The 20,739-nt window shown below is 64.3% G+C and carries 20 protein-coding genes; 7 read left to right on the forward strand and 13 right to left on the reverse strand.

Annotated features, from left to right (window positions below; translation table 11 throughout):
- Nucleotides 1–5 precede the first annotated feature (5 nt).
- Together ileS and yidD are read right to left on the reverse strand one after the other, a co-directional pair.
- On the reverse strand, nucleotides 6–3,227 hold the full coding sequence (gene ileS, locus CMN27_RS01370) for an isoleucine--tRNA ligase (protein WP_293623608.1): 3,222 nt from the start codon (nucleotides 3,225–3,227) through the stop codon (nucleotides 6–8).
- Between the two features lie 53 nt (nucleotides 3,228–3,280).
- A complete protein-coding gene (gene yidD, locus CMN27_RS01375; RefSeq protein ID WP_293623609.1) occupies nucleotides 3,281–3,541 on the reverse strand; it encodes a membrane protein insertion efficiency factor YidD in 261 nt (86 codons plus the stop codon).
- Between the two features lie 125 nt (nucleotides 3,542–3,666).
- On the opposite strand from yidD, the gene CMN27_RS01380 reads away from it, so the two are divergent.
- Nucleotides 3,667–4,083, forward strand: a complete 417-nt coding sequence (locus CMN27_RS01380; protein ID WP_293623610.1) for a SufE family protein — start codon at nucleotides 3,667–3,669, stop codon at nucleotides 4,081–4,083.
- 239 nt (nucleotides 4,084–4,322) lie between these two features.
- Nucleotides 4,323–5,093 carry an SDR family oxidoreductase gene (locus CMN27_RS01385; protein WP_293623611.1) on the forward strand — a complete coding sequence of 257 codons (771 nt, stop codon included), beginning with the start codon at nucleotides 4,323–4,325 and terminating at the stop codon, nucleotides 5,091–5,093.
- 243 nt (nucleotides 5,094–5,336) lie between these two features.
- On the opposite strand, the gene CMN27_RS01390 is transcribed toward CMN27_RS01385, so the two are convergent.
- The 4 genes from CMN27_RS01390 to CMN27_RS01405 form a co-directional block, all read right to left on the reverse strand.
- Complete coding sequence (locus CMN27_RS01390) at nucleotides 5,337–6,512, reverse strand: alpha-hydroxy-acid oxidizing protein (protein ID WP_293623612.1); 1,176 nt, start codon at nucleotides 6,510–6,512, stop codon at nucleotides 5,337–5,339.
- A gap of 132 nt (nucleotides 6,513–6,644) precedes the next feature.
- On the reverse strand, nucleotides 6,645–7,406 hold the full coding sequence (locus CMN27_RS01395) for a DUF1043 family protein (RefSeq protein WP_293623613.1): 762 nt from the start codon (nucleotides 7,404–7,406) through the stop codon (nucleotides 6,645–6,647).
- A gap of 230 nt (nucleotides 7,407–7,636) precedes the next feature.
- On the reverse strand, nucleotides 7,637–8,050 hold the full coding sequence (locus tag CMN27_RS01400; protein ID WP_293623614.1) for a CoA-binding protein: 414 nt from the start codon (nucleotides 8,048–8,050) through the stop codon (nucleotides 7,637–7,639).
- Nucleotides 8,051–8,055: 5 nt separating this feature from the next.
- Nucleotides 8,056–8,862, reverse strand: coding sequence for a hypothetical protein (locus CMN27_RS01405; protein WP_293623615.1), 807 nt, complete (start codon nucleotides 8,860–8,862; stop codon nucleotides 8,056–8,058).
- A gap of 143 nt (nucleotides 8,863–9,005) precedes the next feature.
- Here CMN27_RS01405 and CMN27_RS01410 point away from each other — a divergent pair, with 143 nt between their 5' ends.
- A complete protein-coding gene (locus tag CMN27_RS01410) occupies nucleotides 9,006–9,458 on the forward strand; it encodes a hypothetical protein (protein WP_366515383.1) in 453 nt (150 codons plus the stop codon).
- Between the two features lie 15 nt (nucleotides 9,459–9,473).
- Here CMN27_RS01410 and gpmA read toward each other — a convergent pair whose 3' ends face one another.
- From gpmA to gorA, 4 genes are all read right to left on the reverse strand, one after another.
- Nucleotides 9,474–10,223 (reverse strand): 2,3-diphosphoglycerate-dependent phosphoglycerate mutase, encoded by a 750-nt coding sequence (gpmA, locus tag CMN27_RS01415; protein ID WP_293623617.1) that lies wholly within the window; start codon nucleotides 10,221–10,223, stop codon nucleotides 9,474–9,476.
- A gap of 49 nt (nucleotides 10,224–10,272) precedes the next feature.
- Nucleotides 10,273–10,560, reverse strand: coding sequence for a hypothetical protein (locus CMN27_RS01420; protein WP_293623618.1), 288 nt, complete (start codon nucleotides 10,558–10,560; stop codon nucleotides 10,273–10,275).
- A gap of 170 nt (nucleotides 10,561–10,730) precedes the next feature.
- Nucleotides 10,731–11,573, reverse strand: coding sequence for an alpha/beta hydrolase (locus tag CMN27_RS01425; RefSeq protein ID WP_293623619.1), 843 nt, complete (start codon nucleotides 11,571–11,573; stop codon nucleotides 10,731–10,733).
- Nucleotides 11,574–11,605: 32 nt separating this feature from the next.
- Nucleotides 11,606–12,952, reverse strand: coding sequence for a glutathione-disulfide reductase (gene gorA / locus CMN27_RS01430; protein ID WP_293623620.1), 1,347 nt, complete (start codon nucleotides 12,950–12,952; stop codon nucleotides 11,606–11,608).
- Nucleotides 12,953–13,101: 149 nt separating this feature from the next.
- On the opposite strand from gorA, the gene CMN27_RS01435 reads away from it, so the two are divergent.
- Nucleotides 13,102–15,174, forward strand: coding sequence for a M3 family metallopeptidase (locus CMN27_RS01435; RefSeq protein ID WP_293623621.1), 2,073 nt, complete (start codon nucleotides 13,102–13,104; stop codon nucleotides 15,172–15,174).
- 27 nt (nucleotides 15,175–15,201) lie between these two features.
- On the opposite strand, the gene CMN27_RS01440 is transcribed toward CMN27_RS01435, so the two are convergent.
- Nucleotides 15,202–15,672: a DUF1499 domain-containing protein gene (locus tag CMN27_RS01440; RefSeq protein ID WP_293623622.1), complete on the reverse strand. Its 471-nt coding sequence runs from the start codon at nucleotides 15,670–15,672 to the stop codon at nucleotides 15,202–15,204.
- 84 nt (nucleotides 15,673–15,756) lie between these two features.
- Between CMN27_RS01440 and xth the strand changes: the two genes are divergently transcribed.
- On the forward strand, nucleotides 15,757–16,530 hold the full coding sequence (gene xth / locus CMN27_RS01445) for an exodeoxyribonuclease III (RefSeq protein ID WP_293623623.1): 774 nt from the start codon (nucleotides 15,757–15,759) through the stop codon (nucleotides 16,528–16,530).
- Here xth and CMN27_RS01450 read toward each other — a convergent pair.
- Both CMN27_RS01450 and CMN27_RS01455 read right to left on the reverse strand, forming a co-directional pair.
- Nucleotides 16,527–17,396 carry a bile acid:sodium symporter family protein gene (locus CMN27_RS01450; protein ID WP_293623624.1) on the reverse strand — a complete coding sequence of 290 codons (870 nt, stop codon included), beginning with the start codon at nucleotides 17,394–17,396 and terminating at the stop codon, nucleotides 16,527–16,529. The genes xth and CMN27_RS01450 overlap by 4 nt on opposite strands.
- A gap of 164 nt (nucleotides 17,397–17,560) precedes the next feature.
- Nucleotides 17,561–18,514 (reverse strand): Gfo/Idh/MocA family oxidoreductase, encoded by a 954-nt coding sequence (locus tag CMN27_RS01455; protein WP_293623625.1) that lies wholly within the window; start codon nucleotides 18,512–18,514, stop codon nucleotides 17,561–17,563.
- Nucleotides 18,515–18,827: 313 nt separating this feature from the next.
- Between CMN27_RS01455 and CMN27_RS01460 the strand changes: the two genes are divergently transcribed.
- Both CMN27_RS01460 and CMN27_RS01465 read left to right on the forward strand, forming a co-directional pair.
- Complete coding sequence (locus tag CMN27_RS01460) at nucleotides 18,828–19,268, forward strand: DUF411 domain-containing protein (protein ID WP_293623626.1); 441 nt, start codon at nucleotides 18,828–18,830, stop codon at nucleotides 19,266–19,268.
- Nucleotides 19,269–19,312: 44 nt separating this feature from the next.
- A partial coding sequence (locus CMN27_RS01465; RefSeq protein WP_293623627.1) for a copper resistance system multicopper oxidase occupies nucleotides 19,313–20,739 on the forward strand: 1,427 nt, incomplete at its 3' end.

The following is a 20,739-nucleotide window of genomic DNA, read 5'->3' on the forward strand; positions in this document are numbered from 1 at the left end:
CGTTGTTAGACGCGCGCCAGGGCTAGCGTGATCTGCGCGCCGTCGATATCGAAGGCCTGTTCGACCTCGCCCGACGGCTGCGCGTTCGGCTCGTACGCTTCGGCCAGGGTTTCACGTGCGATCACCGTCCTGTGGCTTTCGATCGCCTTCGCCAGTTCGTCATCGGCGTGATATTGCACGCGAATCCGATCGGCGACATGAAATTCGGCCTGTTTGCGCAACCGCTGTACGCGATTGATCACTTCGCGCGCCAGCCCGCGTTCGCGTAGTGAATCCGTCAGTGTACTATCAAGTGCGACCGTAACGCCATCCTCGCGGCCCACGAGCCAGCCTTCCACGCCTTCGGCGGATACCAGCAGGTCCCCTTCGCCGAGTTCGATGTCCTCGCCGTCGGCGCTCACGATGAGCCGCATGTCGCGCATGTAGCGCGCGATGGCTTCGTCGTCCAGGGCGGCGACCGCGCCAGCGACCGCCTTCATCTTCTTGCCCAGACGTTTGCCCAGGGTCTTGAAGTTGGGCTTGGCGCTGCGCTTGACCAGATCACCCTCGCCGGCCACGAACTCGATGGCATCGACGTTGATCTCGTCGCGCACGATGGGGGCGATGGCGTCGACGTCGGCGCGCGCGACGTCGGCTTCTTCGACGACAAGAATACGGGCCAGCGGCTGGCGTACGTTCAGCCCGGCTTCGTTACGCAACGCCAGCGCGTTGGCCACGATCGCCCGTGCCAGCGCCATGCGGCGTTCGAGATCGGCGTCGATGAGCGCGGCATCGGTCGCCGGGAAGTCGGCGAGATGAACCGAGGCCCGCGCGCCGGATTCGCGGCCGAGCTGGCCGTACAGCCAGTCGGCAAAGAAGGGCGCGATCGGCGCCATCATGGCCGCGACGTCACGCAGACAGGTGAGCGTGGTGTGATAAGCCGCACGCTTGTCCGCAACGGCTTCATCACTGGCCGCACCGCCAGCATCGGCACGTGCGCCGGCCCAGAAGCGCGCCCGCGAGCGGCGGATATACCAGTTCGACAGCGCATCGATGAAGCGCTCCACCGCACGCGCGGCGCGGGTGGGGTTGTATTCGTCCAGTGCGGCCGAGGCTTCGGCAGCCGTGGATTGCAGCCGCGAGAGAATCCAGCGATCCAGCTCGGGGCGCTCTGCCACGGCCGGCGCTGGCGTATCGGCGGTAAAACCGTCGATATTGGCGTAGGTGGCAAAGAACGAATACACGTTCTCCAGCGTGCCGAAGACCTTGGTGCGCGTTTCGCGCAGGCCGCGATCGGCATACTTGGTGTTATCCCAGGGCGGGCTGTTGGCCAGCATGTACCAGCGGATAACGTCCGCGCCGTGGGTATCCAGGGCTTCGAACGGGTCCACCGTATTGCCCTTGGACTTGGACATCTTCTCGCCGTTGGCGTCCAGCAGCAGCCCGTTGACCACCACGTTCTTGTAGGCCGGCGAGTCCTTGATGAGCGTGCCGATGGCATGCAGCGAATAGAACCAGCCGCGGGTCTGGTCCACGCCTTCACAGATGAAATCGGCCGGGAAGTTGGCCTCGAAGCGCTCCTGGTTTTCGAACGGGTAGTGCCACTGCGCGAACGGCATGGCGCCGGAGTCGAACCAGACGTCGATGATTTCGGGCACACGGCGCATGGTGCCACCGTCTTTCGCCGTCCAGGTGATGGCATCGACCTGCGGCTTGTGCAGATCGAGGCTGTCGTCGTCGGCGACCTGATCACCGGCATACTCGCGCAGCTCAGCAATGGAACCGATAACCACGATATCGTCCGGGTTGTTGTCGTTGACCCAGATCGGCAGCGGCGTGCCCCAGTAGCGGTGCCTGGACAGCGCCCAGTCGACGTTGTTTTCCAGCCAGTCGCCGAAGCGGCCGGTGCCGACATGGGCCGGGAACCAGTTGATACGGTCGTTGTAGGCGACCAGCTTGTCCTTGTTCTGCTGCGTGGCCACGAACCAGGACTCGACCGGGTAGTTCATCAAGGGCGTGCCCTTGCGCCAGTCGTGCGGGTAGTTATGCACGGTCACGCTCTGCTCGAACAGCAGCCCGCGCTCCTTGAGATCGCGTGCGACCGGCTTGTCGGCATCCTTGAACCACAGCCCGCCGACCAGCGGAAAATCGGCCTGGAAATGGCCGTCGCGCTCGATGGGGTTGAATACGGGCATGCCCTCGGCCGAGGTCACCCGGAAGTCGTCGGCGCCGAAGGCCGGGGCTTCGTGGGCGATGCCGGTACCGTCGTCGGTGGTGATGAAATCGGCCGCGATCACGCGCCAGGCCCGGTCGGCCTCGGGATGATCGGTGAAACAGTCGTAGGGCGGCTTGTACCGCCGGCCAATGAGCGCATCGGCACCAAAGGTTTCCAGAATTTCGGCCCGCTCGCCCAAGGTGGCGTTCACGCAGGCCTTGGCCACGATATAGACCGACCCGTCCTCGCCGCGGGCCTTGGCATATTCGATGCTCGGCCCGACCGCCAGGGCCACGTTGGAAGGCATGGTCCAGGGCGTGGTCGTCCAGGCCAGAAGTGCGACGTCCGGCTCGTCTTCGAGGAAGAACTTCACCGTGATCGACGGGTCCTGCACTTCCTTGTAGCCCAGGCTGACCTCGTGCGAGGACAGCACCGTGCCCGAGCCCGGCGAATACCAGTGAATCTTGTGGCCCTTGTAAAGCAGGCCCTGTTCGTGGAGCTGCTTGAGCAGCCACCAGACCGACTCGATGTATTCGTTGGAGAAGGTGACGTAGGGCGCGTCCAGATCCGCCCAGAACCCGATGCGTCGGGTCAGCTCGTCCCACTGCGTCTTGTAGCGCAGAACCGACTCGCGACAGGCGGCGTTGTATTCGGCGATGCCGTAGTTCTCGATATCCTCACGCGAGGAAAGACCGAGTTCCTTTTCTACCTCGATCTCGACCGGCAGGCCGTGGGTGTCCCAGCCCGCCTTGCGATCGACCCGATAGCCGCGCATCGTCTTGTAGCGACAGAAGGTGTCCTTGATCGTGCGCCCGAGCACATGGTGAATACCCGGCCGACCGTTGGCCGTGGGCGGGCCTTCATAAAAGGTGAAGGTCGGGCCATCGGCACGCGCGGCGGTGCTGGCCTCGAAAACGTCTTGCTGATCCCACCAGCGGCGGATATCGCCGTCCAGTGCAGACAGATCCAGCGGCTTGTGTTCGGTGAAACCGGTCATGGGCGAGGCGTCGATCCAGGCAGGCTTGGCAGTCAAAGCGCGACATCATAAACCCTGCGTGCGCCCCATGCATCGGTCGCAGGGCGCTGTCAACGCTTGTCGCGGGGCGGCGGCACCGGGTCGAAACCGCCTTCGCGCAGCGGATGACACCGCGTAATGCGCCGAAACGCCAGCCAGGAGCCGCGAATCGGCCCGTGTACCTGCAGCGCCTCCAGCGCATAGGCCGAGCAGCTGGGCACATAGCGACAGCGCGGCCCCAGCAGGGGTGAGAGCGTGTAGCGATAGATCACGATCGGCAGCTGCAGCAGGCGCACCAGCAGCCAGCGCAGCGCTGCCGAGATTCTGGCCATGACCGATGGGCTTTGCATGCGGCCAGTCTAGCCGCTGGCGACGATGCACACGAGCATGAACGCTTGACTGGCCCGCGCTATGGCCCAAGCTTGTAACAGGTACACCTCGTTTGAACACGCGCCGTATGGATACACAGATCGAGCAACTCAAGGCCACCTTCGAGATGCTGCCCGACTGGGAGGAACGCTATCGTTTCATCATCGATCTGGGCCGCAAGCTCGAACCGCTGGACGACGACGAGCGCAACGAGGCCACGCGCGTACGCGGCTGCATGAGCCAGGTCTGGCTGGTGGCCGACGAAAGCAACGACGACCGGCTGCATTTTCGCGGCGATTCGGATGCCCATATTGTGCGCGGGCTCATCGGCGTGCTGCTGATGATTTATTCCGACAAGACGCCGCGCGAGATCGCCGAAATCGATATCAACCAGGTATTCGCCGATCTCAACCTGGAGCAGCACATCACCATGAACCGGCGTAACGGCCTGTATTCGATGGTGGAAACAATCCAGCGCACCGCCCACCGGCAGCTCGACGCCTAGCGCCTGTTGAGGTTTCATACGAGCGCCGCGTTGGCGTGCGTAAATCATGTTTAGCAAGGCGCGAGTCGCAGCGTCGTGGCGCGCCTCGATCAAGACTCGCAACGCCGCCAAGCACGATTCGCGGCCCAACTCTTCGGGACAAACAGGCTCTAGAACGGGCACGATCGGCTATGCTGCGGCGTTGATTCACGCCGCGCCTCGGTCACATCCGGCATGTGCGGCCTGCCAAGGAATAGCGCATGTCCAACGATCGCCCCGTCGCCCTGATCACCGGCTCGTCCTCCGGCATCGGCGCGGCCACTGCCCGCCTGCTGTCCGAACGCGGCTACAACGTCGTCATCAACTATTCACGCAGCGCCGAGGCCGCCGACAAGGTGGCCGCCGAATGCGAAGCGCTGGGCGCACAGACGCTCGTTCAGCAGGCCAACGTCGCTGAAGACGCCGACTGTCGCGCCCTGGCCGATAGCGCGCTCGAGCGCTGGGGGCGTATCGACGCCCTGGTCAACAACGCCGGCACCACGCGTTTCTGTGCCCACGAAAACCTCGACGGGCTGAGCGCAGAGGATTTTCATACGCTCTACGGCGTGAATACGGTGGGCGCTTTCCAGATGGTGCGGGCCGTCACCCCGGCCATGCAGCAGGCCGGCCAGGGCAGCATCGTCAACGTCGCCTCCATCGCCGGCGTGCTCGGCTTTGGCAGCTCGATTGCCTATGCCGCCTCCAAGGGCGCGCTGATTACCATGACCAAATCCCTGGCCCGTGCGCTCGGCCCGGCCATTCGCGTGAACGCGGTCTGCCCCGGCTTCGTGCGCGGCAGCTGGCTGGCCGAGGGCCTGGGGGAGAAACGCTACACCGCGATGATCGAGCGCCTCGAAGCCAACTCGCCGCTGGCCCGCGTCTGCACGCCGGAAGACGTGGCCGAGTCGATCGCCTATTTCGCCGCCGGCGCGGGTATTACCACAGGCGAAACGCTGCTGCTCGACGCCGGCATGCATCTCGGGCGGATGTAATGCAGCTCGGATAGCACGTAGGTGGATTAACGAAGCGTAATCCAACAGGGAACACCGCCCGCAAAGCCGTATCGCGCCCCGTCGCTGCGGCAAGCCCCGAGGCGCTTCCTGTTGGCTTACGGCCTGCAGCCTAAGCCAACCTACGCGGCTTCGGCCAGGCGTTGAGGCCGTAGCGGACGTAGGTTGGATTAGCGAAGCGTAATCCAACAGGGCACACGGCAGGCAAGCCGCGTCACGCCACAATCAATAGCGAACGGGCGCGATCGCTGCGCGTGTGAGCCCGTCGATCCGATCGTGGCCGGTCAAGGCCAGGGTCAGGTCGATATCCGCCAGCAGCCGGCGCAGCACTTCGGCCACGCCCTGCTCGCCGGCACAGGCCAGCCCCCAGGCAAAGGGACGCCCGACGAGCACCGCATCCGCGCCCAGGGCCACCGCCTTGAGCACGTCGGCGCCGCGGCGGATGCCGCTGTCGAAGAGCACGCTCATATGATCGCCCACGGCGTCCACCACGCCGGCCAGGGCATCGATGGCGGCAATACTGCCGTCCACCTGGCGGCCCCCGTGGTTGGATACGATCACGCCGTCCATGCCGGCACGACGTGCGGCCAGCGCGTCTTCGGGGTGCAGCACGCCCTTGAGAATGAGCGGCAGGTTGGTGGCGGCACGCAGCTTGGCCAGGTCCGGCCAGCTGCGTTCGGGCGAGGCATAGACCTTGGACCAGTGCTTGACCGTGGCCACCACGTCCTCTTCCGGTGCCTTGTCCAGCCCGGCACGAAACACCGGGTCACTGGTGTAGTTGGCCAGCCCCTTGCCCTGTAGAAACGGCAGGTAGGCGCCTTCGAGATCGCGCTCGCGCCAGGCCAGCATCTTGGTGTCCAGGGTGATGACGATGGCCTCGTAACCGGCCTTTTCCGCGCGCTGTACCAGGCTGGTGGCCAGTTCGTCGTCGTTGGGCCAGTACAGCTGATACCAGCCGGTGGTATCGCCCAGCTCGCTTTTGACCTGTTCCATCGGATAGGACGACACGGTCGACAGGATCATCGGTACGCCCACCTCGGCCGCGGCGCGTGCAACCGCGAGCTCGGCCTCGGGATGCAGGATCTCCTGTACGCCCAGCGGTGCGAGCATCAGCGGCGTGGCCTGCGTCTTGCCGAGCACCGTGGTGCTCAGATCGCGTTCGCTGACGTCGGTCAGCATGCGCGGCACGAGCGGATAGCGATCGAAGCTGCGTCGATTCGCCGTCATCGACGCCTCGCCTGCGCCACCGGCCACATACCAGTAGGCCGCCGGGTCGAGCACCTCGCGTGCCCGCGCTTCCAGGTCTTCATAGCGTAACGGCAAGGTGGGCAGTTCGCCCTTGAGACCGGCGCTGTAAATCCCGAACTGATGATTGCCGTAGGGGGTGTTGCTGCGTTCCACCGGCGTACTCCTCGATTATTGCTTTATTTCGTAAGTGCCGGCGTCGCTACGAAAACAGCCGGCACGGGGCCGGCTGAATCAGAACAGCATTTCGTTTTCCACGCAAGCGCAGGGCGCGCCCGCGCGATGCGGTCATTCCAGACCGTAGCGCTTGCCGTCCTTGTTGTTGCTTTCCTTGTTCCAGGGCCGGTCGTTGGAGGAATCGCTGTTCATCACCGCATCGCGGTTGGTGGCGTCTCCGGTCTTCGTATCGGCCTTGGCATCGGATTTGGCCTTGGGATCGGTATCGGCCTTGGCACCCGGCGTGCCGGCGGTCTGGGTGGCGCTCTTCTCGGCGCTCGCTGCGCTCGTGGAAGCCTTCGGGTCGGCTTTTGCCGAGGTCGCGGCAGTATCGCTTTGGTTCTTGCCCTGTGCCGGCTCGCCTGTCTTGGTCTGCGTGGACGACTGGGTGTGGGTCCCGGTCGGTTTCTGTGGCGATGCGGCGGGTTTGGCTTCGGCCGTATTGTTGGCGCTGCGATCGCCGCCCTGCTTCGACTGGGCCGCGTGGGTCTTGGCCGTCGATTGATCCACCGGCGTATCGCGGGTGATCGCCTCCGGGGCCGGCGGCGGCGTCACCAGCTTTTCCGGATGCATTTCGGCCAGCTTCTCGGCGCCATCGGCCATGTGCTTATACATGTCGCGATAGTCGTCGACCATGCGCGACATGATCGCCGAGGTCTGTTCGAAGTGTTCGCGTACGTCGTTCTTGTAGCTGTCGTGCTTTTCCGTCGCCTCTTTCATGGCCACGGATTTCCTGCCGCCAAAGCGGCTACCGAGGAAATAACCGACCGCGAGCGCGATGCCGACGCATACGACCAGAATCAGGATGAGGACGATAGGGCTGAGATTGTCCATGGAGCGGTATCTCCCGGGGGCAGGGCATGAATCGTACGTGCGCCCCATACTGTGTTGTCGCGTCGCGAACGGCAAGTGCCAGGCATGCAACCCAGGTCGCGATCAACGGGCTTGCGCGCCGCCTGCGTGGGGCAGACGCAGGGGCACGATATCGCCCAGCACTCGCCGCCCGTCACTGGCAACAATCCTGCGCCAGCAACGGGCGGTTCGAGCTGAGGCCAGGGGGCTTGTCAGCCCAGCAGGCGCCGGTATTCCTTGAGCATGCAACGGTCCATGACCACTTCGATGCCTGCATCCACGGCCTTTTGCGCGGCTTCGTGGTGAATCACGCCTTCCTGCAGCCACAGGGTGCGGACATGACACTCGATACAGGCATCGACGATCTGGGGCACGTGCTCGGAGGAACGGAACACGTCCACGACGTCCGTCAAACCCGTGACATGGCGTAGGTCCGGGAACGCATTCACGCCCAGCACTTCGCGCTCGTTCGGGTTGACCGGCACGATATCAAAGCCCTCGCTTTGAAGCGCCTGGGCCACTTCGTAGGACGGCCGATCCGGGTTGGAGGACAGTCCGATCACGATCACGCGACGGGTCTGGGCCAGGATCTCTCGAATACGACTATCTTCGGTAACTATGGGCATTTGGATCAGCTGGAAGCGGGAGTGAAGTTTTCGGTCACGCGATCGCTGGCCGCGGAAAGCGTGTCGATGATGGCGTTCTTGAGCGCCTGATTGGCCCAGACGAGCGCCGGCTGATTCTGCAGGGCGACATACTCGCTCAGCGTGCTGTCGTCGACGTCGCGATAGACATAGAGCAGCATCAGCGGCACGCGCTGTTCGAGCTTGTTGCCGATATCCGCCCGCGTTTCGGCGACCATCTGTTCCACGCGGCTGTTGTCGACCTGGTATTCCGCTGCCGAGGCCTCGTTGCGGGCGCGAATCATGGCTTCGAGCAGCGTGACGTTGAAGTCGGTCTGCAGTTCGACGACCTTCATGTTCTCGGCCAGCATATCGACCTTGCGCAGGCGCTCCTTGCGCTCGGCCGTGGCCGGCTGTTCGACGAACGCCTTGAAGTTGGCGGCGAAGTCCGGATCCCCGGTCGCCGACTCCAGCGCGATCATGCGCGTGGCCAGGGGCGTATGCAGGGCGTCGGCCGCGCGCGTGAGCCCGCGCTGCTGGTCGTCCCGGGCGGCGGCATCGCGCAGACGATCGAGCACGTCCTGCTGCAGCGTCTGCGGGTCGTAGGCTTCATAGACGGCATCGCGCAGCGCGCTGCGGGTGGCCGTGTCCACGTCGTCGGGCAGGTTCTGGTTGAGCGACTGGGTCACGGCCGGCGCGGCCTGGGCGAGCAGGTCCGGTACGTCATAGGCCGCCATCACACGGTCGGCAGCGCTTTCCTGCGCGGCCTTGTCGACCGGTCCGGTCGCACAACCCGCCAACACGGCAGCAGCCATCAACACGCCAATAAGATAGGATTTCGCTTGCGGTTTCACGTTTCACCTGTGCATTGAGCAATCTGCATACTGTACGCCAAAGCCCCGACGCCGTGCCCGAAACGCACGACGTGCTCGCCGTTGACTCCCTGGGTTTCGACACCCTGGCGCGCTTTTTCGACCGGCTGGGCCTCACGCTTGCGCATGTCCCGGGCGGCGAGCCCATCCCCGGCAGCTTCTGGGGCGACGAGGAAGCCGGCCTGATCGGCGACACGCTGTACGTGCGCGACGATACGCCGGTGCATTCGGCCATGCACGAGGCCGGCCACTACGTGTGCATGGACCAGACACGCCGCAACGGTCTGCATACGAATGCGGGCGGCACCTACGACGAGGAGAACGCGGTCTGCTACTGGCAGATCCTGGCCAGCGACCATCTCGATGGCATGAGCCGGGAGCGCATGTGCGCCGATATGGACCGCTGGGGTTATACCTTTCGCCTGGGCAGCGCCGCGGCTTGGTTTGCCGACGACGCCGAGGACGCCCATGCCTGGCTGGTGGCCGCGGGCCTCGTCGACGCCGACAGCGGCGCGCTCAACGTTCAAGTACGCCGCTGAGCGCAACGCCCGGCGCTATTTCGACTTGGCCTGATCGGCGACCGCTTTCGCAGCGGCCTCGGCGGCTTCGGCGTCGCCCAGATAACGCGATTCGATGACGTTGAGCTCGTCGTCGAGCGTATACAGCTGCGGAATGCCGGTGGGGATGTTCACCCCGGTGATCACATCGTCGGCGATGCCGTCGAGGTATTTGACCAGCGCACGCAGGCTGTTGCCGTGGGCGGTCACCAGCACCGTCTCGCCCGCCTTCAAGCGGGGCGCGATGGCGTCGTGCCAGTAGGGCAGCACGCGATCGAGCGTGAGCGCGAGGGACTCGGTGCCCGGCAGCACGCGCGCGTCCAGATGCCGATAGCGCGGATCATTGCGCGGGTGGCCCGGATCGTCTGCGGCCATTTCCGGCGGCGGAATATCATAGCTGCGGCGCCAGACATGAACCTGTTCCTCGCCGTGCTTGGCCGCGGTTTCGGCCTTGTCCAGGCCCTGCAGCCCGCCGTAATGGCGTTCGTTCAGGCGCCAATGACGCACCACCTCGACCCAGGGCTGCTCCAGCTCTTCCAGCGCCAGCCACATGGTCTTGATGGCACGCTGGAGCATGGACGTGAACACGATATCGAAGCGAATGCCTTCTTCGGCCAGCAGACGACCCGCGGCGCGTGCCTCGGCCCGGCCCTGATCGGTCAGGTCGACATCGACCCAGCCGGTGAATCGATTCTCGAGGTTCCACTGGCTCTGACCGTGGCGTAGCAGTACGAGCTTGCCGGGCATCGTCTCTCCTTGTATCGATGGCAGCCGACGCATGCACGCCGGACGGGTATCAGCTGCCTGGCTCGGCCCAGCTGATACGCAGGTCGTGTTGTATACCGAATTCGCGTGCCGCGTCGATATCCTTGCCCATGTAGATATCGATCTTGTTGCTCCAGCGGCTGTTCATCTTATCGCGAACCACGTACACGCCGGGCATGCCCTCGATCTTGACCCGGGCGCCATGGGTCAGCCCCTGCTTGATCAGATCGCGGGATACGGCGATGGCGCGCATCCCCGGTCGCAGCTCGTCACCCCAGGCGGCAATCGACGGCTTGTTCGCCGTGGTCTGCCACGGCACGGAATTATACGCCGTAGCCGAGACGCTAAGTTCTTTCCATTCAACGGACTCGGCCATTGCCGTAGAAAGTGACGCGCACAGCAGTACGAGCACGCTTATCGTTGTTATGACAAAACGACGCATGATTACGTAGGCGACTAAATTAAGCGGCGCAGGATACACGCCGAAGCTTAACGTAAGCTGTCCGAGACCACTTTATTGACGAAGTCCGCGAAGTCATCGAGTTCGCTGCCCGTGCTGCGCAGAGGCGCGACAAGCGGTGCGATGACACCGATATGAGAGGTATCCGGATAGATTTCCAATTCGGCGCTTGTGCCGACCTCATTCACGCGAGCTGCCAGATTTCGGCTGTTTTTCGGTAGCACCGTGGTATCCGTCGCGCCGTGCATGAGCAGCATCGGCGGCTCGTCGCCGTCGACGAACTCGATCGGCTGGCTTTGCGGCCAGTCTTCGCGCGGGGCGAAAATCTGCTGTAGCACCGGGTCGCGAATGGGGAGAAAATCATAGGGCCCGGCCATGCCGACGAAGCCCGACAGCGCCGAAATCGAAGACCCGGCCGCGTTCAGATAGCGCCCGTCCGTGGCCAGCATGGCGGCGATATGGGCACCGGCCGAGTGACCGGAGACGAACAGGTTCCCGACGTTGCCGCCATAGTCGGCCGCATGCGCCTGAGCCCAGGCCACGGCCTTGGCCCCGTCTTCGACGAAACCTGGGAAGGTCGTGGGCGGATACAGCCGGTAGTCCGGCAGCACCGCGATGAAGCCACGCGAGGCCAGGGCCTGGCCGACGAAGCGATAGCCGTTCTTGTCGCCGCTCTGCCAGCTGCCGCCATAGAAGAACACCACCACCGGCGCGCCGGCCGCGCGGTCGTTGGGCACGTAGACATCAAGCGTCTGGCGCTCGAGTTCGCCATAGGCGATATCCGCATGGCGATCGTAACCCCAGCGCGGGGTGAGCGCATTGGCCCAGAACTGCCCGGAACATGCGCTCGACAGCAAAGCGAGCGCGCCCATTAGCAGCGCCCCGCCCATACGCACGACATGTCTCACGTCATGGTGACGAATTCTTCCGCACTGGTCGGATGAATCGCCACGGTATCGTCGAAATCGGCCTTGGTCGCGCCCATCTTCACCGCCACCGCAAAGCCCTGCAGCATCTCGTCGGCGCCGTCGCCGATCACATGCGCACCAACGATCTTTTCCTCTGCGCCCACGCAGACGAGCTTCATGTCGCTGGGTGTCTTGTGTTCGAGCACGCCGTGATAGAGCGCCACGTAATGGGTGGTATAGATCTTCACCGCAGCGTCGCCGTACTGGCTGCGGGCGTCGGCTTCCGACAGGCCCACGCTGCCGATCGGCGGATGGGTGAACACCACGGTCGGGATGTTGTGGTAATCCAGTTTTCGATCCGGCTGGCCGCCGAACAGCCGATCCGACAGCCGTCGCCCGGCGGCGATCGCTACTGGCGTGAGTTCGATCCCCCCGGTCACGTCGCCCAGCGCATGCACGCCGTCGATGGCGGTGTCCTGCCATTCGTCGACCACGATCGTGCCGTCGGCGGCCAGCTCCACGCCCGTGTTTTCCAGATCGAGATTGTCGGTGTTGGGCAGGCGGCCGATCGCCCAGATCAGCTTGTCCACGGTGACCGAGTCGCCGTCTTCGAAATCGACCCGGATCTGTTCGCCAACCTCGCTGAGTTCGGCGGTGCTGCGATTCATCTGCACATCGATGCCGGCCTCTTTCATTCGCTCGATCAGCGTGTCGCCCAGCATCGAATCGAAGTTCTTGATGACGTGCTCCTTGCGCAGCAGCAGTTTGACGTCGCTGCCCAGCGCATTGAGCACGCCCGCCAGTTCCACCGCGATATAGCCGCTGCCCACGATGGCCACGCTGTTCGGGCGTTCGCGCCAGGTGAAGAAACCGTCCGAATCGGTGCCGAGCGCCGCCCCCGGAATATCCGGCCAGTGCGGCTTGCCGCCGGTGGCGATTACCACATGGTCGGCATCGAGCTCGCGCTCGCCGACGGCAATACGGCGCTCGCCGAGAAAGCGCGCGTCGCCGGCGATGAATTCCACCGCGTCCTTGTCGAGATTGCGCGCATAGATGCCGTTCAGGCGCTGGATATAGGTCTCGCGGTTATCCACGAGTTTGGCCCAGTCGTGCTCGGGCACACCGGTGGCAAAACCGTAGTGCGCCGCATCGCCCGCGTGGGTAGCGAATTCGGCCGCATGCCACATCACCTTCTTGGGCACGCAGCCGACGTTGACGCAGGTGCCGCCCAGCCGACCGCGTTCGATCAGTGCCACTTTCTTGCCGTAGCTGGCGGCCCGGCGGGCAGTGGCCATGCCGCCGCTGCCGCCGCCGATGACCACCAGGTCGAAATGTTCGCTCATAACTGCTCGCTCACCATATGATGGTGCCCATTGTATTCACCGAAACGCGGCACGTCGTGTTGCGCTCTTGATACAGCACAAGCCCAGCCGCAGATTCAGGTTAATTGACGGCGCCGTGGCGCCTGCTTCGCTTCCTAGCCGAGATGATCATGACCGATACGCAAGACAACCCGCTGGTGACCATGCTCGACGGCGGCCAGCTGCCGGATTTCGATGCCATCAAGCCCGAACATGCCGAACCGGCCGTCGAACGCATGATTGCCGACGCCCGCCGAGCGGTGGATCGCGCCATCGCCGAAGGCGTGAACCCGACCTGGGACAAGCTCATCGCGCCGCTGGACGCCGCCGAGGATCGCATCGGGCGCGCGTTTTCGCCGGTATCGCATCTGCATTCGGTCATGGATTCGCCGGCTTGGCGCGAGGCCTACCAGGCCTGCCTGCCCAAGCTGACCGCCTTTTCTTCGGAGCTGGGCCAGAACACGGCATTGTTCGAAGCCGTGCAACGCCTGCGCGACTCCGACGAATTCGACACGCTCGACGCCGCCCAGCAGCGGGTGATCACCGACATGCTGCGCGATTTCCGTCTGGCCGGCGTGGCGCTGGACGAGGCCAACAAGAAACGCTATGCCGATATCGCCCAGCGCCTGAGCGAACTGTCGACCACCTTCCAGCAGAACGTGCTCGACGCCACCCAGGCCTGGCGCAAGCATCTCACCGACGAAGCCCGGTTGAGCGGCCTGCCCGACTCGGCGCGTTCGCTGCTGGCCCAGAATGCGGGCAACAAGGAACTCGACGGCTGGCTGGTCACCCTCGATGCGCCGAGCTTCATCGCCATCATGACCCATGCCGACGATCGCGAGCTGCGCGCCGAGGTCTACGAGGCCTTCTCCAGCCGGGCATCGGAAGTGGGCCCGAATGCCAACGAATTCGACAACGGCGCGATCATGGACGAGATTCTGGCGCTACGGCATGAAGCGGCGGGCCTGCTCGGCTTCGACAACTATGCCGAGAAATCGCTGGCCACCAAGATGGCCGAAACGCCGGATGAGATTGAAGCCTTCCTGCTCGATCTGGCCGAACGCAGCCGTGCCCCGGCCGAAGCGGAACTGGCCGAACTCAAGGCGCTGGCCGCCGACGACGGCATCGACGATTTCGCCGCCCGGGACGTCGGCTACTACAGCGAAAAGCTCAAGGAACAGCGCTACGACTATTCCGCCGAGGATCTGCGGCCCTATTTCCAGGCGCCCAAGGTCATCGACGGCCTGTTCAAGGTGGTGGAAAAGCTCTACGGCATTCGTATCGCCGCGCTCGAGGGCGTATCGACCTGGCACGAGGACGTCACCGTCTACGAAATCCGCGACGACGCCGACGAACGCCGTGGCGTGTTCTATCTCGACCCCTATGCCCGCGAAGGCAAGCGCGGCGGCGCCTGGATGGACGGCTTCCAGAGCCGGCGTGCCGACGACAATGGCCTGCAGCTGCCGGTCGCGTTTCTGACCTGCAACTTCTCGCCGCCGATCGGCGGCGAACCGGCGCTGTTGACCCACGACGAAGTCACCACGCTGTTCCATGAATTCGGCCACGGCCTGCACCACATGCTCACCCGCGTGGACTATGGCCCGATTTCCGGCATCGCCGGCGTGGAATGGGATGCGGTCGAGCTGCCCAGCCAGTTCATGGAAAACTGGTGCTGGGAACGGGCATCGCTGGATCTGTTCGCGGCCCACTTCGAGACCGGCGAGGCGCTGCCCCAGGATCTGTTCGACAAGCTCTATGCCTCGCGCAACCACATGGCCGGCTGGCAGATGCTGCGCCAGGTGGAAATCTCGTTGTTCGATCTGCGCCTGCACCGCGACTACGACCCGACCACCATCAGCCAGGTCATGGATACGCTGGCGAAAGTGCGCGCCGAAGTGGCCGTACTCACGCCGCCGGCGGTCAACCGCTTCCCGCACAGCTTTCAGCATGTCTTCGCGGGCGGCTATGCGGCCGGCTACTACAGCTACAAATGGGCCGAAGTGCTCTCCGCGGATGCCTTCTCGGCCTTCGAGGAAACCGACCTGTTCGATACCACGACCGGCCAGCGTTTTCTCACCGAAGTGCTCGAACGCGGCGGCACCCGCGATGCGATGGACAACTTCGTGGCCTTTCGCGGGCGCGAACCGTCGATCGAGGCGCTGCTGCGCCATAGCGGTCTCGACGGCAACGAACGCGCCGCCTAGGGAAGCTTGCGCGCGTGTCGGGGCGGCTCAGGCTTTGGCCGACAGCTGCGCGTTGAAGCGGGCGCGCAGCTGTTCCACCCGTTTTCGATTGACGCCGAAGTCGTAGTAGCCCAGCCGCGACGAGGACTTCACGTCGATGATCTCGGCCTGGGGCTGGACGATGAAGGTCACGTCATCGACGAATCCCAGCGTGCTGCGAAAAGTGGCATGGATGAAGCGCTCTTCGGCGCGCTCCACCGTCGCCCCCTCGCTGGCGGCGAGGATATCGAGCAGGGTCTGGCGGGCGACGTCTGCGCTGGTCTGCTTGTAGGCAAACGGCGCCACGTATTTCGACCCGCCCTTTTCGGCCTGGGAAGATACGCAGTGGGGCGCGCTCGAACAGGCGGTGAATTCGTCCGCCGAACGGGTGAACTGCTTCGGCGGCGGGCTGGCACAGCCGATTACGCCCGAGGTCATTACAATGGCGGCGGTAAACGGCTTGGATAGAAGTCGACGCATGGCGTGCTATCAAAAGGGTCGAAGGAGTGACCCAAGGTATAGCGCGCCCACCGCCTCGACCGCAACGCAAAGGAACCCCGTCGCATGCAGATCGCCACCTGGAACGTCAATTCGCTCAACGTGCGCCTGGAACACGTGCTGGCCTGGCTGGAGAAGAACCCGGTCGATGCGCTCGCGCTGCAGGAAACCAAGCTCACCGACGACAAGTTCCCGCACGAGGCCATCCGCGAGGCCGGTTACGAAACCGTATTCACCGGCCAGAAAACCTACAACGGCGTGGCCCTGCTCACGAAAACGCCGGCCGAGGACGTGGCCTATGCGCTGCCCGGCTTCGAGGACGACCACAAGCGCGTGATCGCGGCCACCGTGAACGGCGTGCGCGTGATCGGCGTGTACTGCCCCAACGGCCAGGCGCTGGATTCACCCAAGTTCGAATACAAGCTGGCCTGGTTCGAAGCGCTGGCAAGCTGGTTGAAAGCCGAGCTACAGAACCACGACAAGCTGGTGCTCACCGGCGATTTCAATATCGCCCCGCGCCCGGAAGACACCTACGACCCGGACAAATGGGAAGGCCGTATCCTGTGCTCGCCGCCCGAGCGCGCCGCCCTGCAGACGCTGCTCGACGCCGGACTTGCCGACTGCTGGCGGCTGTTCGACGAACGCGAAGGCCGGCATCGTTTCACCTGGTGGGATTACCGCAATGGCGGCTGGGCGCGTAACGCTGGGCTGCGTATCGACCACGTGCTCGCCACCCCGGCGCTGGTCGAAGCCTGTCGCGACTGCAAGGCCCATGTCGGCGAGCGCGGGCGCAAGCGCCCCTCCGACCATGTACCGGTGGTGGCCGAGTTCGATCTCTAGCCGGCCGGGCGCTGGATCAATCGACCGGCGCCGATCAATCCGACACCGAACACGAACATGAGAACGCCGTAGACGGCCGAGGGCACGGACATTTCGCTCGAATCCAGCAGTGTCAGCGTCACGAGCAGGCCCAGCGTCGCGTTCTTGATGCCGAGTTCGATCGCGACGGTGAGGGCATCGCGTAAAGGCAGTCCGGCAAGCCGGCCACCCAGCAAGCCCAGCAGGATACCGGCGATATTCAGAGCCGCCGCGGCCAGCCCCGCGGTCTGTAGCAGGGCCCAGAACTCGTCGCGTACCTGCATCACGATGGCAGCGATAAGCGCGACCAGCACGAACATGCCGAACAGGCTGACCAGACTCTCGGACCGTTTTGCAAAGGCCGGCGCCACACGGCGTATCGCCATGCCGAGCGATACCGGAATCAGGATGATGACCACCAGCGTTGCAACGGTTCGCAGCACGGGTAGCGAGATGCGCTCGCTGGTATCCATATAGAGCTGCATGGCCAGATTCGTGAACAACGGCAGGGTGAGGATCGTCACCAGGCTCGCCAGCACCGTGAGCACGATCGACAGCGCCACGTTGCCGCGCGCAAGAAAGGTAAACAGATTGGACGTGGTCCCGCCCGGGCATGCGGCGATGATTACCAGGCCCACCGCGATGGGGCCCGGCAACCCCAGAAGCGCGACGATTCCGAAGGCGGCGACCGGCAGCAGGAGAATCTGGGCGATGGCGCCCATGATCGTGGCGCGTGGATAAACGACAACGTTGCGGAAATCGCGCGGTGCGAGCGTCAGCCCCATCCCGAGCATGATGATGAACAAAGAGACCGGCAAACCGATCTGAATCAGCGGACCCTGTTCCACGCGCGCTCCTCCATTTTTTCATGGCGCCGTTTTCAGCACGGCTGTGTTTTTTTTCGAGATCGCCGTCCGCGCCCCGAGGCAACGAATATGGCCTGTATCGGCGGTCCGCACAAACAAAAACGGCGCCTCTCGGGCGCCGTTATCGAGCGGTTGCAGCAGGCCGGCTAGTAGCGGCTGGACTCTTCCACCGCCGCGTTGATGCGCTCCAGCGTTTCCACCACCGCCAGCGCGCTTTCGCCGTCGGAGCGGGCGGGCTTGCGATCGGCGATGCGGTCGAGGAAATGCTGCAGCTCGAGCTTGAGTGGCTGGCCGTCGCCGCGGTGGACCACTTCGCTGCCTTCGTCGTGGTTTTGCAGTTCGGCATCGATCCAGCGGCGGTGGTGGGTCACCGTCTGGGCCACTTCGTCGTAGACCAGCATGCCGCGCGAGCCGCGCAGAATGGTGCGGCGATCGGTTTCCGGCCATAGCCAGGATGTATGGATATTGCCACGCACGCCGTTGGCGAATTCCAGATGTACATGCACTTCATCCTCAACGCCCAGGCCGAGCATGCGATGGCCGGTGCCGCGCACCCGTTCCGGTGCCTCGCCGACGAGATACAGCATCACCGCCATATCGTGCACGCCGATATCCCAGATCACGTTCTCGGCACTGCGCGCCCGACCGAGATTGAGCCGTTCGTGGCGAATCGAGAACAGCTCGCCGATTTCACCGCTGGCAACATAGTCGCGTATCCAGGCGATCGCCGGCTGGTAGATCAGCAGATGGCCGACCATGAGAATGGCGTTATTGTGCCGGGCGGCGTCCACCAGCTGACGGGCTTCGCCCGAGCTGTGCGTAAGCGGTTTTTCGACGAACACGTCCTTGCCGGCTTCGATGGCCGCCATGGCGATCTCGAAGTGCGACGGGGTGGGCGTGGCGATGGTCACCGCGTCGCAGTCGGCGGATTCCAGGGCAGCACGCCAGTCCTCGAACAGTGACACGCCCGGATACTGTTCGCCGTATCCGTTCAGCCGCTCCGTGTTGCCTTCCACGATCCCGGCCAGCACGCCGAGTTCGTCGAGGTTGCGGATGATGTTCTTGCCCCAGGCGCCGGCCCCAATCGCCACTACTCGCATACGTCGTCGTCCTGTCACCGGTTCGTAACGCGCCGTAGTGTACGCGCTTGTCCTCAAGCAGGCCGGGCCGGACCTCGAGATCCCCGGTCGCGCCCGCCGCTCGACCTGCGCGCAGGGCGCGACTGACGCCCGTCGGGCCGGGCCTGAACGAAACCCGCGAATCATTCTCATATTATTGAATAAACATGATTTTTCGACAGAACGAGGACCAAAGTCCGTACCCGGGTCCACGTTGTCGCCGTGGCGTGCGCGTGGCTATATTCGGGGTCATCCAACCCGCGCATGCAACGCGCCCAGCTGTCGGAGCCACGCCATGACCGCGTCTCGTTTTCGCTCGCTCTACCGATTCACCGCCACCCTTCTGCTATGGGCCGTCGCCAGCGCCGCCCTCGCCGCGCCGCTGAGCGCGACCCTGTATCGCGATGCCAACTGTGGCTGCTGCCATAAGTATGTCGATCATCTGCGCGCAGCCGGCTTCGACGTGACGGTGGCCGAAATGGGCGATCGCGCCGAGCGGTTTCGCGCTGCGGGCGTCGCGCCCGAGCTGAGTTCCTGCCATATGATGCGCGTCGGTGGTTATACCGTGGTCGGCCATGTGCCGCTCGAAGTCGTGGCGAAACTGCTGCGCGAACAGCCGGATATAGACGGCATCGCCCTGCCCGGCATGCCGATCGGCACCCCCGGCATGCCCGGCGAGAAAACACAGACCTTCGTCGTGCGCACCTTGCAGGCCGACGTCTATGCGCGCCTCTAGACCCACTCCGAACCCGGCCCAGGATTTCGAATTCAGGAGCACTCATGGCGCAACGAACCACCGATAGCGACCGTCGCCGCCTGCTACGCGCCATGGGGGCGAGCGGGCTGCTGGCCGGCTTCAATGCCCTGCTACCGGCCTATGCCCGAGATAGCCGCGGCACGGATGCACGACAGCAGCCGAGCGCCCCTGCGGCCCGGGTCGCAGGCGGGGCGCCCCGGGATGTCGTCATGGATCTGCACGTACGCCGCGAGCGCATCGATATCGCCGGCGGCCGGGCTTCTGCGCTCACCATCAACCACAGTACGCCCGGCCCGATCCTGGAACTCTGGGAAGGCCGTAATGCCCGCCTGCGGGTACACAACCATCTCGATGAACCGACCTCGATGCACTGGCACGGCCTGTTGCTGCCGTTTCAGATGGACGGCGTTCCCGGCGTGGCTTTTCCGGGGATCGCCGCGGGCGAGCGCTTCGAAGTCGATTTCCCGGTCCGGCAGGCGGGCACCTACTGGTATCACAGCCATTCCGGATTGCAGGAACAAAGCGGCCAGATCGGCCCGATCGTGATTCATCCGGCCCAGGATGACGGCATCGATGCCGACCGCGAGTACGTCATCGTGCTCAACGACTGGACCTTCGAGGATCCGCAACGGATCGTCGCCCGGCTCAAGAAGATGAGCGACTACTACAACTTCAGCGAGCGCACCCTGGGCGATCTGGCCGAGGATTTTCGTACCGCCGGTGTGGCCGACACGCTCAGGGACCGTCTGGCCTGGGGCGATATGCGCATGAGTGCCCGCGATATCGCCGACGTCACCGGCCATACCTACACCTATCTGATGAACGGCCTGCACCCCGAGGCCAACTGGACGGGGCTGTTCACGCCGGGCGAGCGTATCCGCCTGCGGGTGATCAATGCCTCGGCCATGACCTATTTCAACGTCCGCGTGCCGGGCCTGCCGATGACCGTGGTGGCGGCCGACGGCAAGGAAGTCGAACCGGTCGAGACCGACGAATTCCAGATCGGCGTCGCCGAAACCTTCGATGTGGTGGTCCAGCCGCAGGCCGACCAGGCCTATACCGTCATGGCCGAAAGCATGGACCGTAGCGGCTACGCCTGCGGCACCCTCGCCCCGCGCCTGGGCATGGTCGCTCCCGTGCCCGCGCTGCGCGAACAGCCGCAGCGCACGATGATGGATATGGGCATGGACATGAGCCATATGGACATGGGCGGCATGCAGATGGACCACGGCCAGCACGCCCAGGCGATGAGCCATGACGACAAGGCCATGGATCACGGCTCGATGCAGAAGATGTCGGGTGCAGACAAGCGCCACGATATGGGCGGCATGGGCGAGGCAAGCCATCAAGGCCACGCGATGGGCGGCTCGAAAATGGCCGGCATGGACCACGACAAGGGCAAGATGCCTCCCGGCCGTGGACCGAGCGCCGAAAAAACGGGCACCGGCGC

Origin of the sequence: Salinisphaera sp. (assembly GCF_002729955.1) — a bacterium.
Taxonomy (GTDB): Bacteria; Pseudomonadota; Gammaproteobacteria; order Nevskiales; family Salinisphaeraceae; genus Salinisphaera.

What these genes read in the sequence shown, in the direction of transcription:
- CMN27_RS01380 (WP_293623610.1), top strand. Translation starts at nt 3,667, where the DNA reads ATGGATACACAGATCGAGCAACTCAAGGCCACCTTCGAGATGCTGCCC.
- CMN27_RS01440 (WP_293623622.1), bottom strand. Translation starts at nt 15,672, where the DNA reads ATGCGTCGACTTCTATCCAAGCCGTTTACCGCCGCCATTGTAATGACC.
- CMN27_RS01455 (WP_293623625.1), bottom strand. Translation starts at nt 18,514, where the DNA reads ATGCGAGTAGTGGCGATTGGGGCCGGCGCCTGGGGCAAGAACATCATC.
- gorA (WP_293623620.1), bottom strand. Translation starts at nt 12,952, where the DNA reads ATGAGCGAACATTTCGACCTGGTGGTCATCGGCGGCGGCAGCGGCGGC.
- yidD (WP_293623609.1), bottom strand. Translation starts at nt 3,541, where the DNA reads ATGGCCAGAATCTCGGCAGCGCTGCGCTGGCTGCTGGTGCGCCTGCTG.
- CMN27_RS01395 (WP_293623613.1), bottom strand. Translation starts at nt 7,406, where the DNA reads ATGGACAATCTCAGCCCTATCGTCCTCATCCTGATTCTGGTCGTATGC.
- CMN27_RS01400 (WP_293623614.1), bottom strand. Translation starts at nt 8,050, where the DNA reads ATGCCCATAGTTACCGAAGATAGTCGTATTCGAGAGATCCTGGCCCAG.
- xth (WP_293623623.1), top strand. Translation starts at nt 15,757, where the DNA reads ATGCAGATCGCCACCTGGAACGTCAATTCGCTCAACGTGCGCCTGGAA.
- CMN27_RS01425 (WP_293623619.1), bottom strand. Translation starts at nt 11,573, where the DNA reads ATGGGCGCGCTCGCTTTGCTGTCGAGCGCATGTTCCGGGCAGTTCTGG.
- CMN27_RS01435 (WP_293623621.1), top strand. Translation starts at nt 13,102, where the DNA reads ATGACCGATACGCAAGACAACCCGCTGGTGACCATGCTCGACGGCGGC.
- CMN27_RS01460 (WP_293623626.1), top strand. Translation starts at nt 18,828, where the DNA reads ATGACCGCGTCTCGTTTTCGCTCGCTCTACCGATTCACCGCCACCCTT.
- CMN27_RS01405 (WP_293623615.1), bottom strand. Translation starts at nt 8,862, where the DNA reads ATGGCTGCTGCCGTGTTGGCGGGTTGTGCGACCGGACCGGTCGACAAG.
- CMN27_RS01385 (WP_293623611.1), top strand. Translation starts at nt 4,323, where the DNA reads ATGTCCAACGATCGCCCCGTCGCCCTGATCACCGGCTCGTCCTCCGGC.
- gpmA (WP_293623617.1), bottom strand. Translation starts at nt 10,223, where the DNA reads ATGCCCGGCAAGCTCGTACTGCTACGCCACGGTCAGAGCCAGTGGAAC.